Here is a 19,258-nt window from a genome sequence, read left to right as displayed (position 1 = left end):
TGCATAACCTGCATCTTTTCGGGAAGGCAAGGCCAATTTTGTAGTTAATATTTCATTAATTATATTTATTTATAATCCAATTTTTAATTTTATTTAATTGGAATTATTTAATATGAAAGGTCATCAAAATAAAGTAATTAATGAGATGGTTGGCTCAGAAAAAACTTATAATGACAGGATCTCTTTGTTGAAAGATGTTTATCAAAAAAATCCTTATTTTGATCCATCCCTAGCACAACTTATTTCTTCTTTAACTCGTTTAAAAACTATTTCTGATGATTTATTAATAAATATGGCGTCAAGTATTGAAAATAAAGAAACAACATCTGAGGAAACAAAAAGTAAGGATAGAATTGCTCGTTTAAAATTAATTGAGGCTTTTTTTGATACTTATCTTAATTATGTAAAACTCTATGATAATTTCATCAAAGAACACGGTACTCCTACTCATCAGGAGATTTTTAAATTTTTTGACGATGCATTACTTAATCAATCACCGAAAGTAAGTTTTGCAAGTCTTTTGATTGAACCCATTCAACGAGGCCCGCGTTATAAATTATTAATTAACGAAGCCCTAAAGCAAAAAACAACGGATATCAATGGAGAATTGATACCCAATTTAACTAATCAAAATATTGCAGAACTAGAAAATTTGAATGTTAAAATTGGTGAGCTTCTGGAAAATATTAATAGTTCGATTCCTAAACCAACGCCAGCGGCTGTCGCTAAGTATCAATTTGGCGATTATGTTATACGCCCGGCTTTTTCTTATTTTTTTTCCAAACCAGATAACTATAAGTTTGGCGATTATACCAAGTCTCTTTTATCCAGATTTTGGCATACTAATCCAAATAGTGAATCACAGGAGCCAGACGATATTGATGTTAATGATTTTCATCCTGTTGCCTTGGATAAACAACCTAATGTATAGATTAATAATCTCAAATACGAGGTTCTGGTTCTAATGTAATGAATTCTTCTACCTAAAAAAATTCCACTAATTTTCATTAATTTTTTCTTAAGGAACTTTGTTTATAATTTCGCCATAATTTTTTGCCCAGGAAGCTGTTATGGCATTCACCTTGACTTTATTAGGTACTGATACTCAATATACACCTGATCCTAAATCAGAAGATCATTATGATCGAGGGGAAACTCTTAGTTTTGTCTCGCGGCTTATTGCGGGTAATGATCTGGAGGTTGAGATAGATCCTGTCCACTTGTATCGGGATACACAATGTTTGATTGATGGTCCAAAAACATTGGGCAGCGAAGTTGGTGATCGGATTGCCAGAGGTGTTTTGGCCATTTTAAAAGCTGTTGGACGTGGGGAAACACAAATTAACATGATGGCTCATAGTCGAGGTGCAGTTGAAGCTATTCTGGTGGCTCATGAACTTGAACGTATTCAAAAGATTTGTAAAGAAGAACCATTGCCAGGAAAACGAAAGGATCTTATTAAGAACAGCCCATGCGAAAATACTCAAACAGCCATGAAGACAGACTCGCGAGAAGGGGGTATAGCCGATCAGTTAGCTACTCTTGATTTCTCTACTATTGCGAAAAATATTCAAGATGTAAAACTTTCAATGTTCAATATCGATCCGGTGCCTGGCGGACGATTTCAGGGCGCGCCTGTCAGATGGGTTGACGGGCGTTTTTATCATGTGCCGGCCATAGTTAAAGAGTATGAGCAATATGTTTATGAAAATGAGCGTTCTCGCTGTTTTAAAGCCATTGTTCCCAAAGAGTCCCCTGACACACATTTCAAATTAAATAGCCTTCCTGGTCACCATGGAACGGGTTCAGGTAATGCCAAGGATCAACAAGGAAATGCTGTTCCAAAGGATAAGGGTACTACCGTTCATGTACAAGATTTGTTAATTTTGAAATTGATTGATTTTTTACAAAGAAATCAGGTTAATTTTAAAAAAAGCGAGGCGCTTTCTGGCAGTGCGGATTTGTTGGCATTAGTCAAACCTTTGATTGAAGTTTCCGGCTCCTCTAAAAAATATAAAGCGGTATTGAAAGCTCAATATTTGCAAACCTATGATCATATCATGGAAAATCGGGAGGCTTACCGCTATTTTAATGACACAAGCTATGCTGTGCTTGGTCAAGAACAAGGTTTTAAAGCGTTAATTGGACAGCGAGTTAATGATAGAATTATTCACTTCCAAGCGCATAACGATACCTTTCTTCAACAAATTTTGCCTGCATTACCTGGCGGTAAATTGTTAAATGCGGAGCATGCCAGACTTTTTTTGAGTAATAAGATGGGATTACATGAAGAAAACCTGACACTTGCTGGAGTGATTAAGCAGTCTACAACACATTTATTAACTATATGTAAGCATTATAAGATACAAAAAAATCAGTCTGTGGCCCACCAATATAGTGTAACTGATTCGTTCCTTCAAAATCCTATTGTTGCTCTTTTGGAAAAAGAAGAAGGAATTGAGCTAATATCTGAAGGTTTAAATATTCTTATTGAACAAGTTAGTCAGACTTATCTTCAAGATCAATTGGTAGATGTGGAAGAAAGAAGGGTGTTGTTTCAAGCTGTCAGAGATACTTTAAATCACTTTTCTAAAGTGGCCGAAGACGAAGAAAACACATTGGCCATTTCTATTAATGAAAAATTGAAAGAAGGATTGCGTAACGCACTTAAAGCAAAACAGGATAGTTTAATTCAGCGTAGTGCCCATATTTTTAGTAAAGAAAATACTTTTTATCATTTAGATAAGTTATTAGCTGAAATTGGGAAGCTGAAAGATATTAACGATCAGAGTCTGGCAAGCTTGCAAGAAATAGAGATCAGTTTACGTCAGGAAGCAGCAGTTTTAAAGGAAAAAGGTTCATCTTCGGAAACAGTTCAACAATTAATTACCGATCATTATGAAAAATTCCGGACAATATATAGTCAACTTCAAGACAGTAGCGTTCTTGAAGACTTGAGTTTGGCAGAGTATGTCAATCATTTTGGTATAGCTATGTATGAGGCATTGGACAATGAAACTGCTTCAGAATCAGCAAGCAAATTTCGTGAATGGCTGGATGTTTATCAGAGATTAGGTGATTTTATTAAGTTGTTAGACAATTTTATTGAATTTAATACAAAATTACCGCATGAAAAGATGAAAGAAAAATTGCAGGAAAAACAAGTGTTATTAATTCATTCTGCAGCACGTTACATGATGGAGAAGAAACTATCTTTGGAAAAGGTTAACGAATTATTTGGAAATGAAAATCAGGAATTATATAAACAGATTAAAGGTCTGGCTATGGGAATGGGCGTAATTAATCCATTAGAGATTAAGCATGAGCAAGCAGTTAAAGCATTAGAAGAGAAAGATTTGGCATTGGATGTACAGCGAAGGGAATTAGTTAATATGGAATACAAAATTAATCAGAATGAATTGCAGTTTCAACAGCAGAAATGTATCTATGAACAGACGATTAAACAGTTGGAAGAAAAGAATCAGATTCAGGAAAGTAGAAATATTAAGAAAATTGAGGCGTTGCAACAAGAACTTATAGAGAAAAATTTGGAGCTTGATGCTCACCGAAAGGAACTGGATAATAGAGAGCAAAATAGTAGAACCAAGGATTTACAACTTGAAGGGCAGAGGCGACAACTAAAGGTAATGGATGAGACACTTCGTCTAAAAGATCAGGAAATTTATAATAAAGTACAGCATGCTCAGGATCTGCAGGGACGATATGAAAATTTATTGCGTGATCATCGAAATATTAATGAAGCCAGGTGCTTGATTTTGATTGAAGAAAAATTATTACCATCGACTGAAAAATATTTGAGAGATTTATGGAAAGAAATTAAAGAAAAGAAAAGTTTAAAAATTAATTTATCCGATAACATCGCCAATATTGCTAAGGTAAAAACTCACGTCAATAGATTGGATTTTTCAGATGAGGTTGCGTTAAAAGAAAAATTTGATGCGGTGACGACTCTTTATGAAAAATTACTTGAGCCAGAGCAGCCATCACATTATCAACGAATGTCCAATTTCTTCCAGACTCTTAATGAAAAAAATAAACAGATTACAAAACATCGTGATTCGTCCTGGAAACGTTTTGTAATAGGTTTAAGTATTCTATTAACGGGTATCTTGCCTGGCCTGGCTGTGTTGGGTATTGTGTCTGCTGTACAAGGAAAATCCTTCAGATTTTGGCAGTCAAGGGGGGAGACTTACTCCAAAGCGATTAAAGAAGAACAGGAAACTATCGCCAACGCTCAGCCGAATAAACAAAATCAGATGGGAAGATAAGGAAAAAAGTATGCTTAATGGCCTCAACCATTAAGCATAGGGTAAGTGTTCACGGAATAAGTAATTAAGAAGTATATAACGTCAATGTCTTTTCCGCGCAGGCGCTGAGTGATCTTCTCATTTTTTTTGTTTAATTTATTTGAAATTATTTTAATCCCTATGATTTTATTTTTGTCATCCCCCGCGAAGGCGGGGGATCTGTCTTTCAATCAGAACAACCGTGTAATTTGAGAAATAGATTCCCGTTTTCACGGGAATGACCTAAAAATAATTGAAAAGGTGTTTAACAATAAAACAAAAAAAATGAGAAGATCACTCAGCGCCTGCGCGGGAAAGACAAGTCATGGAACAAAGTCTGGAAGAGAAAATTTGCATATCCCGTGAACGCTTACAGCACAGGTTTCACTCTCAATTGATTAATAAGTGGAACAACTCGTCTTAACTATGCTTTGGCCTAAATTGGTTAATTTTACTTTAGTACCTTTATCTGCACTTATCACCATTTTATCTTGAGGATGAATGGTAAGTATTATAGTGTCCCCTTTAGCCACCGGTTGGTCATTAATTTTCCCTGTACTGTTAAGCATCTCAATCGAGATATCATCACTTGGGTCTTGAAGTGTGAAGGTACATTTTGCTCTAATTGTCCACGGAGCAAGGTTAATAACTTCTATAGACACATTAGGAAGCAGGTCATAATCAATACGCATTTGAGGTGCCAGAGTATAAGTCATCGCTGAAGCAGGTGTATTAAATATCGCGCCCGCAAGAAGCAGACTATAGCCAAGTTTTCGCCACATAAAAAATCTCCTGAAATAGAAACGCAGATAAGATATCGTTATTTTATATAGATAGCAAATACTATGAAGGCCAGAAACCGTGGGACAAAGACATCTGGATTATTCTATTCAATTACATTTCATTGAATGCTTTTGCAATTGATTCAGTCATAATCTTGGCATCGCCAAATAGCATGTAAGTATTGTCATGATAAAATAAGTCATTTTCAACACCTGCATAGCCTGCTGCAAGGCTGCGTTTTACAAATAAAATGGTTTTGGCCTTTTCAACTTCCAGAATGGGCATACCATAGATAGGTGAACCAGGATCTGTTTTGGCTGCCGGGTTGGTAATGTCGTTAGCACCAATCACAAAGGCAACGTCACAGGTGGCAAAATCACGATTAATTTCACTTTGCTCAAAAACCCGATCATAAGGAATATTGGCTTCGGCTAATAACACATTCATATGTCCTGGCATACGACCTGCAACGGGATGAATCGCAAAGCGAACTCGAATGGAACGGGATTCCAGCGCATCGAATAATTCCTTAACGGCATGTTGTGCGTGCGCAACAGCCATACCATAACCCGGTATAATAATAACATCTTTGGCATTATTTAATAAAAAAGCGGCATCTTCACCATTGGCTTGCCTGATTTGCTGGCCTGTACGGGGATTTCCGGTACTTGTGGTCTCGTTTCCTTGAATTCCACCAAAAATTACGTTAATAATGGAGCGATTCATACTCACACACATGATATAACTTAAGATAGCGCCGCTTGCACCGACCAATGCGCCTGTAATAACTAATAAATGATTATTTAAAGTAAAGCCAATGCCTGCTGCGGCCCATCCGGAATAGGAATTCAGCATTGAAATCACAACAGGCATATCAGCGCCGCCAATAGGTACAATAAGTAATAATCCTATCAGGAAAGAGAGTAAAGCCAGTAAACTAAATAGAGTAAGCGATTGATTATAAACAAAAATGATCAATATACTAATAATAGTTAAACCCAAAAGCAGGTTAATTAATTTCTGACCCGGAAAGCGTAGAGGTTGACCTGACATCCACCCCTGTAGTTTTAAAAAAGCAATAATTGAACCGGAAAACGTAATAGCACCAATGGCAAGGCCAAGGCTCATTTCAATCAGACTGCTGGATTCAATCGCGCCAGGTGAACCAATACCAAATGAATGAGGCGATAAAAAAGCACAAAAAGCAACCAAAACAGCAGCTAAACCAACTAAGGAATGAAATCCTGCTACTAATTGAGGGATGGCGGTCATATTAATTTTCAGCGCTATAAAAGTACCTATAACACCCCCTGCGGCGATTAAGGCAATTAACAGTACATGATGATTAATGGAAGGCATCATTAAGGTGGAAATAATAGCGACCGCCATGCCCGCGACACCTAGTAAATTACCTCGTCTTGCAGTAGCAGGGCTGGCTAGTCCCTTAAGGGCGAGAATAAAACAGATGGCTGCAACAAGGTACAAAAAAGGCACTGATAAAGTCATAAATTTCCATCCTTTGGAATTGTAACTATTCACCTAACGGCATCAACTTAAGAGGAATGCCTACGTTCCAGGGCTTGTCCGTGGAATCCAGAACGTAGGTCAATTCTGGGTCCCGCGGACAAGCGGGGAAGCAGGTAATGAAAATTGCCTTAAGTGGATGTCATTGACCGTTCACAAAAAATCATTATTTCTTATACATACTTAACATCCGTTGTGTTACTACAAACCCACCAAAAATATTAATCGCCGTAATAAAAATCGCAACGCCCCCTAAAACGGTGGGGCAACCGGTTAACTGACTTCCTGCTGCTATGAGCGCACCCAGTATAATAATACTGGAGATAGCGTTGGTCACAGACATAAGAGGGGTGTGTAAAGCGGGGGTAACTTTCCATACGACATAGTAACCGACAAAACAGGCCAACACAAAAATAGTCAGAATCGCAATATAAGGATTACTTAATGTATTGATACTAGTCATGTTCTTTCTCTTTTATGGTTTGAAAAGGCAGGTAGGCGCCGTCATGGCAAAGTAAAGCCTGTTTAATGATTTCATCTTCCTTGTTAAAAGAGAGACTGCCGGAAGAAGGAGCCAGCAAAGTCAGGAGGTGTACCAGATTATTTGCATAAAGATCGCTGGCGGTAGCGGGTATTAATCCGGCCATGTTGCTATAACCTATCAACGTGACGTTCCCTTCTTTAATAATTTTATCGCGTTGGCTTAATTCGCAGTTACCGCCGCGTGCAGTGGCTAAATCGACAATAACTGCACCGGATTTCATCTGTTCGACTGTTGATTGAGTAATGAGTACCGGCGCTTTTTTACCGGGAATTAATGCAGTGCAAATAATAATGTCCGCCTGTTTGGCAAATTTGTCGATAAGCTCCGCCTGTAAACGTTTGTATTCCTCGCTTGTTTCTCTCGCGTAACCTCCACTGGTTTCGCTGTTTTCATTGTCACTGACTTCGATAAATTCAGCACCCAAACTTTCTACTTGTTCCCTGGCAGCCTGACGAACATCAAAGGCATAAACCACAGCACCTAACCGTTTAGCGGTAGCAATAGCCTGTAAACCAGCAACGCCTGCACCAAGAACAAGTATTTTAGCCGGTTGAATCATACCGGCTGCTGTCATCATCATGGGGATGGCTCGATTAAAATGAATGACACCTTCAAGAATCGCTCGATAACCTGCCAGGTTTGCTTGCGATGATAAACTATCCATACTTTGTGCACGGCTAATGCGAGGAATCTGGTTCATGGAAAAAACAGCAATTTTTTCTTTGAGACACCAGGCCAGTAATTCATTATTTTTTTCATTGTCAACAGGAGCAACAATCAGCGACTGTGGAGCCAACCCCTGTATGTCTGTTGACGCGGGTTCATTGACGCAAAGTAATATATTCGCTTTTGACAGAAGTGATTTACGGTCGGTAATTGTAGCTCCTGCCAGCTCGTAATCATGGTCATTAAAGCCAGACGCTTTACCGGCCTCTTTTTCACAAATTACTTCAAGCCCAAGTTTTATATAGTGCTTTACCGCATTAGGCGTCAGGGCGACACGGGATTCATTCGCATTGCTTTCATTCAAAGCGGCAATAATCATGAGAGAAAGTCCTTTTCACCGGAGATTAATTTATCCTAGTGTAATCTGTTTGATATTACTAGAGGTTATTATAAATTGTCTAGAAGGTTAATTTATAATAAAGTAACGCGTTTAGTGTCTTGTCCAACCCACTATTATGGAAATTCTCTGTTTTTTTGCAGGGATAGTTTTTGTCTATACAACATCATTCTATCCTTTGTTGTTTGTTGTCATCGCTTTGTTTTTAAAAGCAAGCCGACTGATTATTGTTTGGTTTGTGGCAGCCTGTGTTTGGGCATCATTGCATCAGCTCTGGGTTTTCGATAAAAACATGCCGGATACGCGTATTATTTCCAATGCGACATTGGTGGGTACGGTAGTTTCAATTCCTACGGGCAATTCGGAAAAAACGCAATTTCAATTTTTAGCCAAACGTTTAAATGATCAGGATATAAAGGCAACTTTTTTATTATCCTGCTATCAGCATTGTCCTATTTTTAAAGTCGGTGAGTATTGGCGTCTTGCTGTGAAATTAAAAAAATCTGAAAATCTGGCAAATCCTGGCAGTTTTGATTACGTGGGATGGTTAAAAGCGCGTCATATTCGCTGGACTGGATATATCAAGCGAGGTTCGCTTAAGTTGGGTGAAAACACGCATTCCCAAAGATTGCTTGCCTTTCGTGAAAGGCTGGCTTTAACGTTAAATCAGTTAATACCTGCGACAGAGGAGTTAGGCATTTTGCAGGCACTGACTTTGGGAGTTACCTCTAATATTGATAAAAAACAATGGGATTTATTTCGTCGTACAGGGACAATGCATCTGATGGTTATTTCAGGTGCCCATATTGGTTTAATTGCAGGATTTAGCTACTGGTTAATGAAGTGGTTATGGACTCGTTTTAGCCGCTTATGTTTAATTTTTCCCTCATTACAAATTGCTGGAATTGCTGGCATTTTAATGGCACTTTTCTATGCCTTATTAGCCGGTTTTGCTGCCCCGGCACAGCGTGCCTTATTCGCTTATTTTTTCTTGTCACTGCGACATTTTATGAGTTATCGCCTCACTGTGTGGCAGATATGGCGTTATGGTCTGTTTATCGTCCTGATTTATGAACCTCATGCCGTATTATTACCTGGTTTTTATTTATCATTTATTGCCGTATCGCTATTGATTCTGACAGGAAAGAGGATAACCGGGAATGCAATCAAAAAAACCATCTGTCTTCAGCTTGCTTGTTTATTGGGTCTAATGCCACTTACTTTATATTGGTTTTCTTATGGCGCTGTGAATGGGTTGATAGCCAATTTGTTAGCCATTCCGCTGGTTGGTTTTGTCATTGTACCTCTTGCTTTAATCAGTTTGTTTTTAGTCCAGGTTTGGGCTTGGCCACCTCTTTTATTTCCCGTTAACCTGGCAATTCAATACTTGTTACGCTATTTGCATTGGGTTGATTCGTTTGCTTTAGTTAATCTTAATTTTTCCTTCACGGAATTATTATCACCCTTAGCACTTATGTTAGCCATGTTTCTTCTTCTCTTTCTACCGGTTAAAGCTATTTTCCCGGCCACTATGGTGTTAGCTTTAGCGGCTATTTTTCCCGGCCATTCTCGACCTGATTCAGGTGAAGCAGAAATTAATATACTGGATGTTGGTCAGGGTTTAGCGATTGTCGTCAACACTGCAAAACATACCCTGATTTATGATACAGGTATGAAATTTTATCAGGGAGGAGATATGGCGAAACTGGCCATTATTCCTTTTCTGAATACACTAGGTATTAAGAAACTGGATAAGGTGATTATCAGTCATCCTGATCTGGATCACCGTGGAGGGTTGGCGTCACTTGAAGAAAAATATCGCATAGAAGAGCTGCTGGTTGATAAAGTTGCTTTCTATCATCGCGGTAAATCCTGTCATTATTATCCTCCCTGGCAATGGGATGGCGTTTTTTTTGAATTTCTGCCAATTAGTGAATCATTCAAAGATAAAAATAATAACTCCTGTATTTTGCGAATAAAAAATGCGGGCGGACGAATTCTGTTAACTGGTGATATAGAAAAAAAAGCCGAAGATTACCTGATAACTACTTATGGAACCAACCTTCGTTCCGAGATTTTACTTATACCTCATCATGGTAGTAAAACCTCTTCATCGATTGATTTTCTTAAGGAGGTAGCGCCAAAATACGCAATTATTTCGGCTGGTTTTGATAATCGTTATCATTTTCCGCACCAACAAACGTTAAATCATTTAAATGAGCAGCAGATTATTGTTTATAACACCATGAATTGCGGGATGATCACAGTGAAGCTTGGTCAAGATTTGCCGCCTGTGCCCCACTGTTATAAGTCATCAATTACATAAACATTATTTGACAACAAAATGAACAGTATGTATTATCGACACATTTTATTCGGAACATCAATATGCTGTCGACCTTAACTCGTTTAAGTTGTCTTTTTTTCTTTTTTGCCAGTTTTACCCTTAATGCAGAGGCTATTGATTGTCGGCAACATCAATGTGTAAGTGTCGTTGATGCAGGTAGTACAGGTTCCCGTCTGCATATTTATACCTACGATCTTGATAAAACCAATACGCCGATTAATATTAAAGAACTATGGTCAAAAAAGGTAAAGCCGGGGTTTGCTACTTTGGAAACAAACCAGGCAACTCTCGATGCTTATTTAACAATTTTGTTTGCAGACGCTCCTGCTGATCATTTACCGGTTTATTTTTATGCAACGGCAGGAATGCGTTTATTGCCTCAAGCTAAACAGGCACAACGTTATGCTCTTCTCAAAAACTGGTTTGCAGGTCAGTCTCAATGGCAACTGAGAAGTGCCAGGACAATTACTGGAAGGGAAGAGGGGGTATTTGGCTGGCTTGCCGTGAATTATCAACTGGGTGCATTCAGCAATAATGATAAAAACAGTCTGGGCGTAATGGATATGGGAGGTGCTTCTGTTCAAGTGACTTTTCCCATGGAAAATACAGAAGCAATAAATCATGCTGATATACAAGAACTTGATCTGTATGGGCGACATTTGAAATTATTTACGCATAGTTTCCTGGGGCTGGGACAAAATGAACTTTCCCACCAGTTTCTTGACGTAACGTCCTGTTTTTCTCAAAATTATGAGTTATCTACGGGTGTGCCAGCAACGGGAGATGCCTATCGTTGTGAAGGAGAAATCGCTGTCTTGATCAATGCGGTTCACCATGTTAACGATGTAGTACAACCTGCTTTAAAGATAAACCCTATTGAGCGGTGGTTTGTTTTGGGGGGAGTAGCCGAGCTTACAAAAAGTCCGCCTTTTCACTTTGAAGCCAATCAGTTTACTAATCAAGCGCTACTCGATCAAGCAGAAACACAGATTTGTCAGCAACAATGGACCGATTTAAGTGCACAATATCCTGCCAATGATTTTCTTTATGCCTATTGTCTCTTTCCCTCTTATTATTATGCGCTAATAGTAGAGGGTTATGGCTTATCATCTCAGCAAAAAATTGGTTATATGCCTGATAATCAAGGAGGAGATTGGACTTTAGGAGTAGTTTTGTATAACCAAAAATAAATGACAGGTTGGTCAGACTATTGATTAGGCAAGCAAAAAGTTGTACCTTCACCCCATCGCCGTTGTAGCTCAGTCGGTAGAGCAATTGATTCGTAATCAGGAGGTCCGCGGTTCGATTCCGCGCAACGGCATCAATAAAATCAATAAGTTACAATAATAAGCGTTACGATGCTTGTGAGCGCGCATGTTTTATTTAAAAGCGCGGGGTGACTGCTTGTTTATTAAAGTAGTTTATTCATATCAGGGAGCAACGCTGTTCTCTGATGAAAAACTATCCTGATATGCTGGAGCTCTTCTGAGAACAATGCCACCAATGCGTGGAATCAGAACTTCAACAACGGCAACCAGAACAACAACACCAAGACTAATACCTTTAGTGTTCGTTGTGTTCGGGGTTTTAAATAAGACAAAAAAAACAAGAACCGGCCATTTTATTTGAAATGGTCGGTTTTTTCGAACCACAAGACCAGGCAGGCTACTATGCATTCCAATTATTTAGCGCAAACAGAAGGGGGTATTGATTTGGCTGAGCTATTCGAGGCCTACGCTGATTGCCGCAAGAATAAACGCAATACCATGAATGCTCTGGCATTTGAGTTAGATTACGAAAGCCAATTAATTGCGCTTTGGTGTGAAATTAACGAGGGCACGTATCAACTGGGTAAGTCTATGGCCTTTATAATCGACAAGTCTGTAAAGCGTGAAATATTTACTGTTGATTTCAGGGATAGGGTAGTGCATCATTTGGTAATTAACAAGCTCAACCCCTTGTTTGAGCAATTTTTCATCAAATACAGCTACGCTTGCCGCAAAGGCAAGGGAACTCAAGCTGGTATCTTGCGTAATTAATTTTCTTCATGTTAATTTTACGGTTTAAACTCAGCGATAATTCTAGCTGGCAATCCATCCATATTTTCAATATTTAATGGCATAATATATACTTTACATCTACCTAAAGGAACATTGTTTAATTCTAACCCTTCAACGATTAGGACATTATTTGATAATAATGATTTGTGAACAGGTAGCGATTCCGCTTCATATTGATCGACACTGATATAATCAATACCAACAATTCGAACGCCTTTTTTTAAAAGCTCTTCCGCGGCTTCTGGTTCAATAAAAACATATTTATCTGTAAAATTGCCCCGTTTTGAAAGATTTGAGTTAGAGGTTTTAAAAAAAACAAAATCATTTTGTAGTATTTCTTGTTTTTTTACGAAAGACTTTGTAATTGATTTTTCTTGGTTTGGCACTTCGATGATCAAACACGAACCAATGAAGTCTTGTATCGAATAATCTGAACTTGATTTTCCACCCTCTAACACGTGAGCTGGGAAATCAATATGTGTTCCTGTGTGGTTTCCTATATGTAAACAACATAAGTTAAATGCAGAGCCTGTAGATAGAGAGTTCACTAGTTCTGATTTATATTCTGGATCACCAGGAAAAACAGTAGTATTTTCTGATATTTTTGCAGTTAAATCATAAGTGTTTAATTTTTCTCTTGATTGCATATTGAACTTTCCGTTTAAATGATAACAGCCATTTTACTATGAATATCTCAAGTATACAAAAATAGGATGCTTGATACTGATTTTGTCATACAATTAATGATCACAATCGATTCAAAAGTCATGCTTTGATTTTTCTCTCTCACTGGGTATTCATGTTAATAAAAAGAAGGCTCTTTCCCAAGGCATATTTTTAAACCAATCTTTAGAATAGCCTGTTGCAAGATAAACCCTTATTGAAGAGATGTTTTGCACAGATTTTACCTTTGATATTGTTTCCTAGGCTAGGTCAGAGTCGATATATATTCAATTAGTTCTTTGAAAAATACAATAATAGTAGTTTTTCATTTTCTGTATTGGGCGCAAAATAAAATTCCATTCAGATACAGGCAATTTGTAGTCATCGTCTTCAATGAAAATAGGAGCATGCGTTCTATTAATCATTTTGCTAATTAATTCTTGATTAGCTTTTGCGTCTGTTGCGATATCAATAAATTCTTCCAATTGCTTGTCCAGCAATACTATAAAATAATAACGAGCTCCACTTTGCGTGATCAGCAAGTAATTTCCTAGAGCATTTAGCATATAATACTCTTTGGCATTTAATTGATTAATTATCGATTTCAGATGATCACCATACTCTGATGAGGTGATAAGTGTTTCTTTAGTGGCAGACAAACAATTCAATAATGGGTAAGATTGCTTTTCAAAAAATTGATTTTGCATGAACTTAATACTTTCAACTATTTCATCAAGCATATTAGGAGTATCTTTAACTAGAAATCTATCTATAATACCTTTGTTAAATGCATCTACAGCAATTTTAAAATCAGCATGCCCCGTGAGCATTATTTTAAGAATGGGAAGATGTGCAATCTTTTCGCAGAATTCTATACCATTCATTAATGGAATAGAATAATCCACAATAGCAACACTAATTATGCTATTTTTAACGGGACTTTTATCTATTGCTTTTATCTTAGAAAAATCGACAGAGAAATAATTTTTATCGTTATCCTCATCTTCTAATTCAATTAAAAAATCAGATGAGTTAGATATCATATTTTCTTTGTAAGTCGATATTATTTCTTCTAATGCTTTGTAGGGATCGCTGTATATACTAACCAAATAGTCATCTGACAATTTATAGCTTAACGTATTTAAAAATGATTCATTATCATCAAATTAAAACAATTTTTATTTTAAAATAAAAACCTTTAAAATCCTGTTTCACAGCACTTCTCCTACCTTAAGGTACTATAAATTTTTATTTGAGTTCTATTGCCTGTATATAATCACTTATTCTGTTAGATTCTTTAATAATACCATCAAAAAGGCAGTCAATAAAAATTTCTTCATGGGATTATCCGGCCTGAAAGCTTAATAACAAAGGTTATTGCGACAATGCACACCCGATCTCGGATTACCAGATCGATGTCCTTGAACGAAGGTCCCATCTCTTTTTACGTAGGGTCTGACAGTATGCGTTCTGCCATAAGAAGAACCATACCTTGGAGTTTTATACGAATAGGAGTAGCCGCGTTTTGCGTAACTTGCAGTTATGGGTAATAAAGAGAAACAACACAATCCCAACAATAAAAATTTTGCTTTCATGACAGCCTCATTATAAAAATATGAGTTACAGAGCCGAATTCTTATTGTTGTTTTCAAGTAAAGAAAAATTACTTGTCGGGTGATAACAAATTAACCTGGTGATCATATATTAATCACAGAAGGCGTATACTAAGAAATCCTTAGTATCGTGTCAAGCAAAAAATTAAGATTCTCTTAGTTTGGCGATTAAATATTCGAGCAAACTGAGTAGACATGGTTATTTCCCCATTACCCAAGAGGCTAAAAGAAGCAAGGCTTGCAGCAAAACTTTCACAAAAAGAGTTGGGTATTGCAGCAGGAATTGACCGGTTTTCGGCTAGCCCTAGAATCAATCAGTATGAAACAGGCAAACATACCCCTGATTTTTTAACACTAAAAAAGCTTGCTGAAGTATTATCTGTTCCCACCGCCTTTTTCTATGCGGAAGAAGATGACTTAGCTGAGGCGATCAAGCAGTTTGTTAAACATAACTGATTAATTCTTTTAATTCTCTTTTCCATTTCACTAGTTGATGTTGTATATCCCTAATTTCTTTGCATCTTGCACCATGTTTAAGGCTATTCTTTTGAGAAATAGCTTTACCCTCTAACGTTTTAGGACCCGTCGAGTATCTCCATGGTTTCTGCTGCCGTATTCGCTGTGCCTGTTGCAATCGTTGTTCCGATGTCCATGACCTTCGTTTCATAAGCGACCTTAACATTCAGTTCGTTTGCAATTTTTTTATTATTTTCAATTTCGCATAATTCAGATTTTACATTATTGTTTACTTGTTGAGTAACCGCATTATTTTGTTGTTTTATTATAGTGGTGGTTCGACGGGGGTGTTTTAGTTCAGCCAATGCCATTAACGTTTTTCTACAACCAGCTTGAGCCTTTAGAGCAATGCTTGCGCAGACCTCAGCACGTTCCATACTCGAATCAGGTAGTTTAGTTAATGCATCATAAAACACATACTCAAGGCTTTTAGCTTGTGTCATAAGCATGGCTTCAATTTCATTAGTATCATTATTAAGGACTCGATCCACACTCCTAGATAATTGCTCAAACACAGTAACACTATCAAATCCACTACCATGTAATTTGCTAAGTGCCATCGTTGCATGACCACGGCTATGCAGGTAGAACTCTGTAGTTGCTGCTTTCCTTTTTTCTTCGATTTTATCTTTTTCAATCTTGTCTATTTTTGATTCATATTTAGTCTTTTTACCCATAATATTTCTCTTATGATTACCCGAAAACTTATAAAAGCCACAGGTACAAAATGGGGGACGATACCACACTCATACAGGGTTTTATTGCATTAATATTCGTAGTTTTTTCCAAATCGGAGTCCACTTGATCTGTAAATATTTGCGGGGAACCAGGAGAACACAGAGAACCTCCTTGATAGTATTGAGTTGTAGCGGTTCCCTGACATGATGACTCAGAGGGAACCAAGGGTACAGGCATACTTTCTAGATGATCTAATACAGTTTACATCCTCTAAATATCTGATAATTTCTTCTTCTTTAAGATTAAGCTTATTAACATCGCTTTTGTATCCTGACATCATAACTCTAATTTTCTGCATTCATAAACAACAGCTTCATCATTTTCATCTGGTGCAGCTGAACTATCAAAAGTTTTGATTGCCCGAACTTTAAATCCACAATTTTTAAGCAGTTTTATCAATTCTTGAGGGTCGTAAATTCTTACTTTCAATTCTTCAATCTCTGTATGAATAACGCTGTTGTTATTAACAAGTTCATATTTACCGATAGAATTGCAAACATTACCTTTCATAGTTGCTAATTGGCTTAGCATAATCATCTGGCCGTCAGGTTTATGCCAGGCAGATCCTCTCCATACATTAAGTGCTGGAACGGCTTTATGCGTATCCCCTTCAAATAGTAAAATACCATCGTTAGCTAAGTGATCATAAAATACTTTAAGCGCTGCTTTCACGGCACCTGGGTCAATAATTAAACCAAAAGAACCGCTGGGAATAAAAATCAAATTATATTGTTCAGGCCTCTTTAAATCTTCAACAAAACCTTTCCATATCGTGGCCTCTAGATTTTTAGCCTTGGCTTTAGCGCTTAAGGCATTAAGCATATGCTTACTTGCATCAAAGCCATGTACATTAAATCCTTCCTCCAGTAAGGGCAGTAAAAAACGGCCTGTCCCACACATTGGTTCTAAAATAGAACCGTTGGCTCTCATTACATAATCGCGATAAAAGGCATACGCATCTTCAGGTGGATTCGGTTTGCTTAAATCATAAACTTCCGTACAAAGGCCGAGATAAGTATCAAGCTTTTTCATAGGTGCTCCTGTTAAATCTAATATCATCAAATACTCATCAAAAAACTTATCTCCAATTTTGAGGTCATTAGGTTCTGTGCCATAAATTTTAAACCCTTTTTTTTGATAAATGCCACAGCTTTATATAGCGCAATATAGGTAAGAGGCATATCATGTTTGCAATCTTTGGTATAGATTGTGAATGGTTTTTCAGAAATTCTATTTTTATCATGGTTATCTTTAATAATTTTAATGAGCTAAGGTTAACCGGTTGTAACAGACGGAAATCGTCTAATCAATAAATGATGTGGTTTACCAGCACCAGAAGCATCACCAGACATTACAAAATCAGCAACGTGCTCAAAGCCTGCCTTCATGTAGACATTTTTTGCCTTAGGGTTATCGCTAGCAGGGTCGATTATGAATGTATCTGCTGATACATCGAACTCTTTTCGGAAAAAATCAAGGAACTCTGATAATGTTTTGGCACCATGGCCTTTGCCAAAATAATTTTTATTACCGATCATGTAATCGATACCATAAGTATGGCCTGTTTTTGAAAGATAGTTCAATTTAATGTCATCAAGATGATCTTCTACTGTTTCCTGGATCGTCATGAGCATTGCGAAGGGATGACCCTCACAGCTTGCTATCCAATAAATATACTTGCCATCACAATAATTTGAAGGTTCTTTTCTGCCATTAACAAAATTTAAAATATCGTCTTTATGACTTTGCGTATTATCCCAAAACTCCTGAACAAAAGGCTCTGCAAGCCAACCAAAAACAATGTCAATGTGCTGTAAACTTAGATTCTCAAAACGTATCGCCATAATTGATTCCTCAGATAATTTCTCTGTATCATGCATAGTATTGATTTATTCAGAGTTGAAAAAGTAAAGACGATGAGGATCTTGCGGACTGGAAGCAATTTCGGTTACAAGCCCTAACTCAATCAATTTTAATAGCCTAGTTCGGGTGGCTCTCACTGATAGTTTGATTAGTGTAGCAATTTTACTTGTGGGCAGGCCATAGTTACTCTAAAGTGGGTCGCAATTTCTTCAAACTTGGGTTCAGGAAAACCACCTTCTTGGCAAGAGCTAATAATCCGTTGAATCCCGCTTCCCCAACGCTCAATTAATCCAATCGCGTGAAAAATACGTCCGATAATACGATTTCTTAGTTTTGATATTCCCTGTTTTATATCAGGAATGGTCAGACCAAACCTTAATAATCCTGGATTCTCAATTTCAATGCGATCATCGAAAATAGCAATGCGAATAGGTGTTCCAAGTTGGCTATAATCTGCATGTACCACTGCATTAATGATGGCCTCTCTAATTGCTTTAACAGGGGCGCTCCATGATTTTTGATGTCTAATCCCCTCATATTTATACTTTGCATGGCATGTTTTTCTACAAATCGGAGTGCCTCTTCAACTGCATTTATAGGGTAATCATGAAATTCCGTACTATCTAAAATAAGGCCCATTAAGGAAGGCAACCCACATAACCCTATGATTAGTATTTTGTTCATGCCAGTAAAGATCAAACGTTGATTGGGGCTTAGGCCACTGATGGCGGGCAAATTCATTGACTATCAGAGAGATATCTTGTTTCTCAAAAGCACGTATTTCTATTTGATCTGATTTTAAAATACCTGAGTGAGTCTGTAAAAAACTCTTTACGGAGAAAATAAAACACTGATGTTTCTAATAATATCAGTTACCCAAAGACTATCTATATGTAAACCGCCATAAAGTGTTCCGCCATTACAGCCACCTACAATAGTATTATTTTCATCGCGAATAAAGAATGCAAAAAAATCCAGGGAGTCAAATCCTCTTTGTTGCTTGGCGTAGTCAGTAATACCGCGGATTAAAACCTGGATATCTTCTTGGTTTGGGTTTTCCTCGAAAGACAGTGTAAACGTCATAAGCCAATCTCCATTACAGTAACAGGATGTCCTTGAAACTAATTCAATTTCAAGCACTGGAGAAGAATCGCTACTCGATATGACCGTTGTGATTCCATTTTTATCTCGTCCATTGCTCTTGCTGCCATTGCTATTTGGGCATAATTAAATGGTG

At 37.4% G+C, this 19,258-nt stretch carries 18 protein-coding genes, 1 tRNA gene and 1 pseudogene; 8 read left to right on the top strand and 12 right to left on the bottom strand.

The features are described from left to right. Positions 1 to 97 precede the first annotated feature (97 nt). Entirely contained in the window at positions 98 to 931 is an 834-nt protein-coding gene (locus tag T345_RS0112955; protein ID WP_131777819.1) for a RhoGEF domain-containing protein, read from the top strand. Between the two features lie 139 nt (positions 932 to 1,070). Next, positions 1,071 to 4,289, top strand: coding sequence for a synaptonemal complex protein 1 (locus tag T345_RS0112950; RefSeq protein WP_028389667.1), 3,219 nt, complete (start codon positions 1,071 to 1,073; stop codon positions 4,287 to 4,289). A gap of 416 nt (positions 4,290 to 4,705) precedes the next feature. On the opposite strand, the gene T345_RS0112945 is transcribed toward T345_RS0112950, so the two are convergent. The 4 genes from T345_RS0112945 to T345_RS0112930 form a co-directional block, all read right to left on the bottom strand. Next, entirely contained in the window at positions 4,706 to 5,089 is a 384-nt protein-coding gene (locus T345_RS0112945; protein WP_028389666.1) for a hypothetical protein, read from the bottom strand. A gap of 112 nt (positions 5,090 to 5,201) precedes the next feature. Beyond that, on the bottom strand, positions 5,202 to 6,596 hold the full coding sequence (locus T345_RS0112940; RefSeq protein ID WP_028389665.1) for an NAD(P)(+) transhydrogenase (Re/Si-specific) subunit beta: 1,395 nt from the start codon (positions 6,594 to 6,596) through the stop codon (positions 5,202 to 5,204). Positions 6,597 to 6,780: 184 nt separating this feature from the next. Beyond that, on the bottom strand, positions 6,781 to 7,077 hold the full coding sequence (locus T345_RS0112935) for a proton-translocating transhydrogenase family protein (RefSeq protein WP_028389664.1): 297 nt from the start codon (positions 7,075 to 7,077) through the stop codon (positions 6,781 to 6,783). Beyond that, positions 7,070 to 8,203, bottom strand: a complete 1,134-nt coding sequence (locus T345_RS0112930; RefSeq protein WP_028389663.1) for a Re/Si-specific NAD(P)(+) transhydrogenase subunit alpha — start codon at positions 8,201 to 8,203, stop codon at positions 7,070 to 7,072. Before T345_RS0112930 ends, T345_RS0112935 begins: the two co-directional genes overlap by 8 nt. 136 nt (positions 8,204 to 8,339) lie before the next feature. Here T345_RS0112930 and T345_RS0112925 point away from each other — a divergent pair, with 136 nt between their 5' ends. The 3 genes from T345_RS0112925 to T345_RS0112915 all read left to right on the top strand — a co-directional run bounded on the left by T345_RS0112925 (position 8,340) and on the right by T345_RS0112915 (position 11,889). Continuing rightward, the gene (locus T345_RS0112925; protein ID WP_028389662.1) at positions 8,340 to 10,547 is read left to right on the top strand and encodes a DNA internalization-related competence protein ComEC/Rec2; all 2,208 of its coding nucleotides are present in this window, start codon (positions 8,340 to 8,342) and stop codon (positions 10,545 to 10,547) included. A gap of 62 nt (positions 10,548 to 10,609) precedes the next feature. Beyond that, on the top strand, positions 10,610 to 11,758 hold the full coding sequence (locus T345_RS0112920; protein WP_028389661.1) for an acetate and sugar kinases/Hsc70/actin family protein: 1,149 nt from the start codon (positions 10,610 to 10,612) through the stop codon (positions 11,756 to 11,758). A 58-nt stretch (positions 11,759 to 11,816) separates the two neighbouring features. Further along, positions 11,817 to 11,889: transfer RNA gene (locus T345_RS0112915), tRNA-Thr, on the top strand. 109 nt (positions 11,890 to 11,998) lie between these two features. Here the strand turns inward: T345_RS0112915 and T345_RS15265 are convergent. Further along, on the bottom strand, positions 11,999 to 12,244 hold the full coding sequence (locus T345_RS15265) for a hypothetical protein (protein ID WP_028389660.1): 246 nt from the start codon (positions 12,242 to 12,244) through the stop codon (positions 11,999 to 12,001). Here T345_RS15265 and T345_RS0112905 point away from each other — a divergent pair. Further along, complete coding sequence (locus T345_RS0112905; RefSeq protein WP_028389659.1) at positions 12,239 to 12,607, top strand: reverse transcriptase family protein; 369 nt, start codon at positions 12,239 to 12,241, stop codon at positions 12,605 to 12,607. The two genes, T345_RS15265 and T345_RS0112905, sit on opposite strands and share 6 nt — an antisense overlap. 17 nt (positions 12,608 to 12,624) lie before the next feature. Here T345_RS0112905 and T345_RS0112900 read toward each other — a convergent pair whose 3' ends face one another. Then, complete coding sequence (locus T345_RS0112900; protein WP_028389658.1) at positions 12,625 to 13,275, bottom strand: cyclase family protein; 651 nt, start codon at positions 13,273 to 13,275, stop codon at positions 12,625 to 12,627. Between the two features lie 303 nt (positions 13,276 to 13,578). Next, a complete protein-coding gene (locus T345_RS0112895; protein WP_131777802.1) occupies positions 13,579 to 14,415 on the bottom strand; it encodes a response regulator in 837 nt (278 codons plus the stop codon). A gap of 684 nt (positions 14,416 to 15,099) precedes the next feature. Between T345_RS0112895 and T345_RS0112890 the strand changes: the two genes are divergently transcribed. Continuing rightward, positions 15,100 to 15,360 carry a helix-turn-helix domain-containing protein gene (locus T345_RS0112890; RefSeq protein WP_028389656.1) on the top strand — a complete coding sequence of 87 codons (261 nt, stop codon included), beginning with the start codon at positions 15,100 to 15,102 and terminating at the stop codon, positions 15,358 to 15,360. A gap of 119 nt (positions 15,361 to 15,479) precedes the next feature. Here T345_RS0112890 and T345_RS0112885 read toward each other — a convergent pair whose 3' ends face one another. The 5 genes from T345_RS0112885 to T345_RS14400 all read right to left on the bottom strand — a co-directional run bounded on the left by T345_RS0112885 (position 15,480) and on the right by T345_RS14400 (position 19,104). Next, positions 15,480 to 16,097, bottom strand: a complete 618-nt coding sequence (locus tag T345_RS0112885) for a hypothetical protein (RefSeq protein WP_028389655.1) — start codon at positions 16,095 to 16,097, stop codon at positions 15,480 to 15,482. A gap of 337 nt (positions 16,098 to 16,434) precedes the next feature. Next, on the bottom strand, positions 16,435 to 17,190 hold the full coding sequence (locus T345_RS0112880; RefSeq protein WP_028389654.1) for a class I SAM-dependent methyltransferase: 756 nt from the start codon (positions 17,188 to 17,190) through the stop codon (positions 16,435 to 16,437). Between the two features lie 242 nt (positions 17,191 to 17,432). Then, positions 17,433 to 18,002, bottom strand: coding sequence for a GNAT family N-acetyltransferase (locus tag T345_RS0112870; protein ID WP_028389653.1), 570 nt, complete (start codon positions 18,000 to 18,002; stop codon positions 17,433 to 17,435). Positions 18,003 to 18,169: 167 nt separating this feature from the next. Continuing rightward, positions 18,170 to 18,487 carry an ATP-binding protein gene (locus tag T345_RS14405; RefSeq protein WP_051555274.1) on the bottom strand — a complete coding sequence of 106 codons (318 nt, stop codon included), beginning with the start codon at positions 18,485 to 18,487 and terminating at the stop codon, positions 18,170 to 18,172. Positions 18,488 to 18,852: 365 nt separating this feature from the next. Further along, the gene (locus T345_RS14400) at positions 18,853 to 19,104 is read right to left on the bottom strand and encodes a hypothetical protein (protein ID WP_051555273.1); all 252 of its coding nucleotides are present in this window, start codon (positions 19,102 to 19,104) and stop codon (positions 18,853 to 18,855) included. A 51-nt stretch (positions 19,105 to 19,155) separates the two neighbouring features. Here T345_RS14400 and T345_RS15490 point away from each other — a divergent pair. Further along, a pseudogene (locus T345_RS15490) lies at positions 19,156 to 19,248 on the top strand (IS5/IS1182 family transposase); the annotation flags it as partial. Positions 19,249 to 19,258 lie beyond the last annotated feature (10 nt).

The sequence above is a fragment of the Legionella fairfieldensis ATCC 49588 genome (assembly GCF_000621525.1).
Taxonomy (GTDB): domain Bacteria; phylum Pseudomonadota; class Gammaproteobacteria; order Legionellales; family Legionellaceae; genus Tatlockia; species Tatlockia fairfieldensis.
The sequence above is the reverse complement of the archived record's forward strand: the minus strand, read 5'-3'. Positions and strand labels throughout refer to the sequence as shown.

Bases quoted from the DNA above. Each gene is read 5' to 3' on its own strand.
- T345_RS0112920 (WP_028389661.1), top strand. From the start codon at position 10,610: ATGCTGTCGACCTTAACTCGTTTAAGTTGTCTTTTTTTCTTTTTTGCC.
- T345_RS0112900 (WP_028389658.1), bottom strand. From the start codon at position 13,275: ATGCAATCAAGAGAAAAATTAAACACTTATGATTTAACTGCAAAAATA.
- T345_RS15265 (WP_028389660.1), bottom strand. From the start codon at position 12,244: ATGCATAGTAGCCTGCCTGGTCTTGTGGTTCGAAAAAACCGACCATTT.
- T345_RS0112940 (WP_028389665.1), bottom strand. From the start codon at position 6,596: ATGACTTTATCAGTGCCTTTTTTGTACCTTGTTGCAGCCATCTGTTTT.
- T345_RS0112925 (WP_028389662.1), top strand. From the start codon at position 8,340: ATGGAAATTCTCTGTTTTTTTGCAGGGATAGTTTTTGTCTATACAACA.
- T345_RS0112880 (WP_028389654.1), bottom strand. From the start codon at position 17,190: ATGAAAAAGCTTGATACTTATCTCGGCCTTTGTACGGAAGTTTATGAT.
- T345_RS0112930 (WP_028389663.1), bottom strand. From the start codon at position 8,203: ATGATTATTGCCGCTTTGAATGAAAGCAATGCGAATGAATCCCGTGTC.
- T345_RS0112935 (WP_028389664.1), bottom strand. From the start codon at position 7,077: ATGACTAGTATCAATACATTAAGTAATCCTTATATTGCGATTCTGACT.
- T345_RS0112870 (WP_028389653.1), bottom strand. From the start codon at position 18,002: ATGGCGATACGTTTTGAGAATCTAAGTTTACAGCACATTGACATTGTT.
- T345_RS0112950 (WP_028389667.1), top strand. From the start codon at position 1,071: ATGGCATTCACCTTGACTTTATTAGGTACTGATACTCAATATACACCT.
- T345_RS14400 (WP_051555273.1), bottom strand. From the start codon at position 19,104: ATGACGTTTACACTGTCTTTCGAGGAAAACCCAAACCAAGAAGATATC.
- T345_RS0112945 (WP_028389666.1), bottom strand. From the start codon at position 5,089: ATGTGGCGAAAACTTGGCTATAGTCTGCTTCTTGCGGGCGCGATATTT.
- T345_RS0112890 (WP_028389656.1), top strand. From the start codon at position 15,100: ATGGTTATTTCCCCATTACCCAAGAGGCTAAAAGAAGCAAGGCTTGCA.
- T345_RS0112885 (WP_028389655.1), bottom strand. From the start codon at position 16,097: ATGGGTAAAAAGACTAAATATGAATCAAAAATAGACAAGATTGAAAAA.
- T345_RS0112905 (WP_028389659.1), top strand. From the start codon at position 12,239: ATGCATTCCAATTATTTAGCGCAAACAGAAGGGGGTATTGATTTGGCT.